The following is a 5032-nucleotide window of genomic DNA, read 5'->3' as shown; positions in this document are numbered from 1 at the left end:
CTCGGGCCTGATCAGGATACGTGCAAATTTTAGTAATCTCGTTCTCAGACGGGATTCTCGGCCAAGATCCGGAGTGGCCGTAACGCGAGCGGTGGCGGCAGATCCTCCATGTCGAGCAGATAGCGTCCAAAGCGACGGATATGCTCGCGCAGGTACGGACTCAGCCCTGCGATGAGCTCTCGGGTCAGCTTCCAGTCCTCAGTCTCCATGTCGGCGAGGATGCCGGTCAGATCATGGACGTTGTGCAGCATGATGACGTTGGCGACCAGATCCATGTACTTGACCTGCTTCGCCTGCTCCACCGGGTCGTCGCTCTTAAGCACGGGGCCTCCAAAGCCGACCCAGTCCAGGAAGTCGTTGTAGGACTCCACTTTGGTCGTCTCCGCGCGGATGCTATGGCGGAAATCAGCCTCGGAGATGTAACGCAACAGGAACAGCGTGCGCACGACCCGGCCCAACTCACGGAACGCACGATTCAGTCTGTTCTGACGGCTGTGGCTGCCAAGCTTGCGCAGCAACGTCGAGGGCAGGATCTTGCCGGCCTGGATCGAGAGCACGACCTGCATCAGGTCCTGCCAGTGGGTCTCGATCAGGGCCCAGTCGATGGACTTGGTGAACAACGCATCGATGTGCTTGTAGGCGCGCCCCTTCTCTGGCCGGTAGAAGATCACGTCGTTCCAGTTGCGCATCCGCGGGTAGAGCTTGATACCGAGCAGGTGAGCAAGGCCGAACACCGGCTCGCTCTGGCCTTGGGTGTCGGCATGGAGGATGTCCGGCTCCATCTCGGAGTCTTGCTCGAGCAAGGCATCGAGGATGTAGACGGCCTCCCAGACACCGCAGGCGATGAACTTACTGAACAACGCGATGTAGGTCGCCGAGATGTGATGGTAGGCGATGCCGCCGAACCCACCGTAACGGATATGGCGCTCGCCGAGCAGGTTGTTCTCGCGCAGCTCCATCTGGGTGCCGTCGGCGATCACCACCTTGTCGGAACCCCAGCAGCCGGGTAGCTCGAAGCGACGGTACTCGTTGATGACGTCGGCGACGGCCGCTTCGAGCTTGTTCGCGTCGACATGCTGGGCGTTGATGCGTTGCAGGCTGTGTCGATTGATGCTGTCGGGCGCATGCCGCGCGGTCTCGCTCGCACCGAGGTTGCAGCCAAATCCAAACACGGCGAACAGATAGCGGCGGACGGAATCGGACAGTTTCGGGTCCGAGCCCGAGGGCGGCCCGAAGTGGCGTGTGTACGGAACCCAGTGATGGACAGATTTAAGGACATCGAGCAGATGGCGCTCGGGCATGCGTGCATGCACCGTTTCCCGAAACGCCTTCAGCTCCGTCGGCGGTGGCTTGGCGCGTTGGATTTTCAGATGTGGCGTGCCATCGGCATCGATGCTGAGCTCGCTGTTGGCCGGAAATCCCTTGTCGACCTTGTTTGCCAGTTCGTTGAGCCGTTACGAGCATCCAGCTCGTAGTCGCTCAGCGGATGGGAAAAGCGGGGATAGGCAGTGCGGTCGATCGAGGCCATCGGGCGCGAACGTTCCTGTCGTAAGGGGTACGGAAAACCCCAGCGAAAAAGGTCGATCGCGGGCCCGATTTTTCAGGGGCTTACAAGCGGCGTCAGAGGGTACTAAAACCAGTTTTTTTTAGTATACCTTTGGGCATATGAACAAGCGGGTTGCCATCTACGCCAGGGTCTCGACGGGCGAGCAGACGCCGGACAATCAGCTCCAAGCGCTGAGAGCCGTGGCCAAGCGCATGGGTTGGCACGTTGCGGCCGAGTACATCGACCACGGCATCAGCGGTGCCAAGGGACGGGACCGGCGGCCGGGATATGACCAGCTCTACGACGCCATCGTGCGCCGCGAGATCGACCTGGTGATGGCCTGGTCGGTTGATCGACTGGGGCGGTCGTTGCAGCAACTCGTGGCGCTGCTTTCGGACCTGCAGGCCAAGAGCGTCGATCTGTATCTCCATCAGCAAGGCATCGACACCACGACTGCGGCCGGCAAGGCCATGTTCCAGATGTGCGTGTTTGCCGAGTTCGAGCGCGCCATGATCCGCGAGCGTGTTCGCGCCGGTCTGGAGCGAGCGCGGGCACAAGGGAAGACCCTGGGACGGCCGCGTACGCCGGAGATCGTCGAGGAACAGATCCGAGCCGCGCGTCGACAGGGCAAAGGCATCAAGAAGATCGCCACCGAGTTGGGCGTCGGCGTCAGCACCGTGCAGCGTGTTGTGCATGGACCGGCCCCGAGCCCGGCACCTTGACTCACCGATATGAACCAGTGACAACCGTGAGCGAAGCCATGACGACCACGATCACCTTCGACTTCGATGCATCGGCCTTCGGCGCGCTCCGCCTAGCGCCGAGGGAGTTCGCGCGGGAGATGCGCATCGCCGCGGCAGTGCAGTGGTACGCACAAGGGATCGTTTCGCAGGGCAAGGCTGCCGAGCTCGCCGAGTTGACACGAGCGGAATTCCTGCAAGAGCTTCATCGCCGCAAGGTTGCGGCTTGCCAGGTCACAGCTGACGAGCTCGCCGACGAAATCCATGGCGCCTGAACGCTGGGTCGTCAATGCCTCGCCCCTGATCCTGCTCGGCAAGGTCGAGCAGATCCCGCTGCTCGGCGCCTTGGCGGGAGAACTTGCGGTTCCCAGAGCGGTGATTCGCGAGGTCAGCGCCAAACCGGACGGCGAGCGCAGGGTACAAACGCTGACCGCGCTCCAGGCCACTGTCATTGTGGACGACGAGGTTCCGCCGGCGAACATCCTGAGCTGGGATCTAGGTGCCGGCGAAACCCAAGTCATCAGCCACGCGGTCGTGCATTCCGCAGGCCGCGTCGTGATCGACGACTTAGAGGCCAGACGCTGCGCAAAGGCCATGGGGCTCGCGATCATCGGCACCCTGGGAATCGTGGGCCGAGCGAAGGTCAACGGGTTGATCGAGCAAGCCGAGCCGGTGATTCGGAGACTGCGGGAAACCGGGCTCTACGCTTCAGAAGACTTGGTTCAGAAACTTCTTCGAGAAGTGGGCGAAAGCTCGGCGTCTGGGCAAGATGACTAAAATTTGCACGTATCCTGATCAGACCCGTTGCTGGTGACCGCGCAAGCGTTTGTATTTCCGCATGGCCTAACGAACGATGGAGTGGGTTTGGGAATCACAAACGGTTTTGTTGTCATCGGGGGTTCATCCTCCGCAAGGAGTTGACCCAGGATGCAACGGGAACAACCCGACCCCTTTGCTCGGCACCCATTACAGGCACGTCAACGCTCCTACGGGTCGGTCCGTCCTCGAGCCATGCATTGGTACTCTGTGCCTCGCTTTTCGTCACTTGGCAGGCTCCCTTGGCATCATGACCCGAGTTCCCGCAGCTGGATGCGCCTTCTCCCCCCGACGCTCACGACCACGGTCTTCAGCCAAGGCCGCTCGGGGGTGGTTTGGAGCCGGCCCCTGCAGGCAGACTCCAGCGGGTCGGTTCCGCCATCGCTTCGGCAGCTTCTCATGCTGCCCGGTCAGCTCCTTGCCGATCGAGACCGCATTGCTGCGGCACACACACTTATCCTGACCGCGCCCCAGGCAAGACGCTTAGCTGTAGCGACCTGCAAACATCGGCTGCTTAGCCTGCAAACATCGCGATTTTCGGCCCAGACTCACTGACAATATCCGGGGTCTCGAACCCACATCGTTTTGCCAACAGCCCACATTCGCTGCCAACAGCCTGCAAACATCCGGACTAGCCCAGATTATCTGCCAATTGCGCTGGGCTGATCCGTCCGAGAAAACGACCGTTTTTTCGGACCGAACGACCTGATGCCACAAACATTCTGGACCATCACTTGTCCGGTTTGAAAAACGGGTCGCAAAAATCAAAGTCCAGTTTTCTTAACTTCTAACCAGTTAAACGAACCGAGACGACCGTCGCGGATAAGCGATGCAAATCGGCTGCGGGCCAGTCCTGCCGCAGCCCGAGATCCGTTTTCAAACAATGTGGGCCAACCCGGATGTTTGCAGGCTGTTGGCAGCAAATGTGGGCTGTTGGCAAAACGATGTGGGTTCGAGACCCCGGATATTGTCAGTGAGTCTGGGCCGAAAATCGCGATGTTTACAGGCTAAGCAGCCGATGTTTGCAGGTCGCTACAGCTAATGGCATCTGTAGAGCCACAGAAACGCCGTGTGTGCGTTTTGAGAGGTTCGGACGGGAAATTCCTAGTCCAAGCCCACAGAACGCACTCTGAGGGCTTCTGAGAGCGTTTCTCGCCTTTCCTTTTCCCTGCCGTCCATCTTCCGACCGCTCGGGCTGGGTCAGAAACCGACTCCGAAGCATCGGTTGCAAGATGTGTTTTTGTGGGACAAAAACATCTTAGCAAGGGGCGTTCCCCCCCCGTTGCATCCCCCCTTCGAAGTAGCGGTAGAAGAGCGATATTTTTATCTGGAAAGTCAAGGTTGTATGTGCAAACTTGGCGATACTGAACAATCTCTAAGAAGGAGCTAAGACCATGATCGAGGAAACGCCGAAAAAATCGAAGCAAGCGAAGCGATTAAGCAAGGCAAAGCAGAGGTTAATTGAGCGAGGGTTAGAAATTCTCGACAACCCGAACGCTCAGCCAGATCCCGCTTACATTGCTCGGGAGCTCGTGCAGTGCACTTTGCCGCACAAGAATCCTGGCGATGTGCCCGTCTGGACACGGAGAAACGGAGAAGTTAAAGAGTGATAAAAAAATTGAATAATATTTTAATTGAAGATAAATTCAATCAATATATTATTTTTTGGTTTTTGAGTACCCGTCTTGATGGTTTGCCTCTATTATCGATCGGCGTGCAGATCCTGTAATTAGAAAATAAAAAATAAATTAAAAATAAAATTACTAGATAACTTTTATATTTTTTAAACTTGATAACTCAATAACACTGTTTGCTAAAAATAGTAAAAAATTTTGTGATCTGTGTTGCATTTTCTGTAAAAAAGTTTAGAATTTTTGCAGTCTAGCATCATATATCCCCTTAGCATGGCCAGTACCGACGATCAAAAAGT

General features: G+C 57.3%; 5 protein-coding genes. 4 read left to right on the top strand and 1 reads right to left on the bottom strand.

Features of this window, described 5'->3' with window-relative positions; genetic code table 11:
* Positions 1 to 44 precede the first annotated feature (44 nt).
* A complete protein-coding gene (locus tag VBE63_RS24590) occupies positions 45 to 1301 on the bottom strand; it encodes a transposase (protein ID WP_323685649.1) in 1257 nt (418 codons plus the stop codon).
* Between the two features lie 364 nt (positions 1302 to 1665).
* On the opposite strand from VBE63_RS24590, the gene VBE63_RS24585 reads away from it, so the two are divergent.
* The 4 genes from VBE63_RS24585 (at position 1666) to VBE63_RS24570 (ending at position 4712) form a co-directional block, all read left to right on the top strand.
* Entirely contained in the window at positions 1666 to 2268 is a 603-nt protein-coding gene (locus tag VBE63_RS24585; protein ID WP_323685648.1) for a recombinase family protein, read from the top strand.
* A gap of 26 nt (positions 2269 to 2294) precedes the next feature.
* A complete protein-coding gene (locus VBE63_RS24580; RefSeq protein ID WP_323685647.1) occupies positions 2295 to 2561 on the top strand; it encodes a UPF0175 family protein in 267 nt (88 codons plus the stop codon).
* Positions 2551 to 3063, top strand: coding sequence for a DUF3368 domain-containing protein (locus VBE63_RS24575; protein ID WP_323685646.1), 513 nt, complete (start codon positions 2551 to 2553; stop codon positions 3061 to 3063). Before VBE63_RS24580 ends, VBE63_RS24575 begins: the two co-directional genes overlap by 11 nt.
* 1433 nt (positions 3064 to 4496) lie before the next feature.
* The gene (locus VBE63_RS24570) at positions 4497 to 4712 is read left to right on the top strand and encodes a hypothetical protein (protein WP_323685645.1); all 216 of its coding nucleotides are present in this window, start codon (positions 4497 to 4499) and stop codon (positions 4710 to 4712) included.
* The last annotated feature ends 320 nt before the right edge of the window (positions 4713 to 5032 follow it).

The sequence above is a fragment of the Lamprobacter sp. genome, from assembly GCF_034860625.1.
Lineage (GTDB): Bacteria > Pseudomonadota > Gammaproteobacteria > Chromatiales > Chromatiaceae > Lamprobacter.
Note: the sequence above shows the minus strand (reverse complement) of the source record. Positions and strands in the feature narration are given on the sequence as shown.

Excerpts from the sequence above, each read along its gene's own strand:
- VBE63_RS24590 (WP_323685649.1), bottom strand. The coding sequence starts at position 1,301 with ATGCCCGAGCGCCATCTGCTCGATGTCCTTAAATCTGTCCATCACTGG.
- VBE63_RS24585 (WP_323685648.1), top strand. The coding sequence starts at position 1,666 with ATGAACAAGCGGGTTGCCATCTACGCCAGGGTCTCGACGGGCGAGCAG.
- VBE63_RS24575 (WP_323685646.1), top strand. The coding sequence starts at position 2,551 with ATGGCGCCTGAACGCTGGGTCGTCAATGCCTCGCCCCTGATCCTGCTC.
- VBE63_RS24570 (WP_323685645.1), top strand. The coding sequence starts at position 4,497 with ATGATCGAGGAAACGCCGAAAAAATCGAAGCAAGCGAAGCGATTAAGC.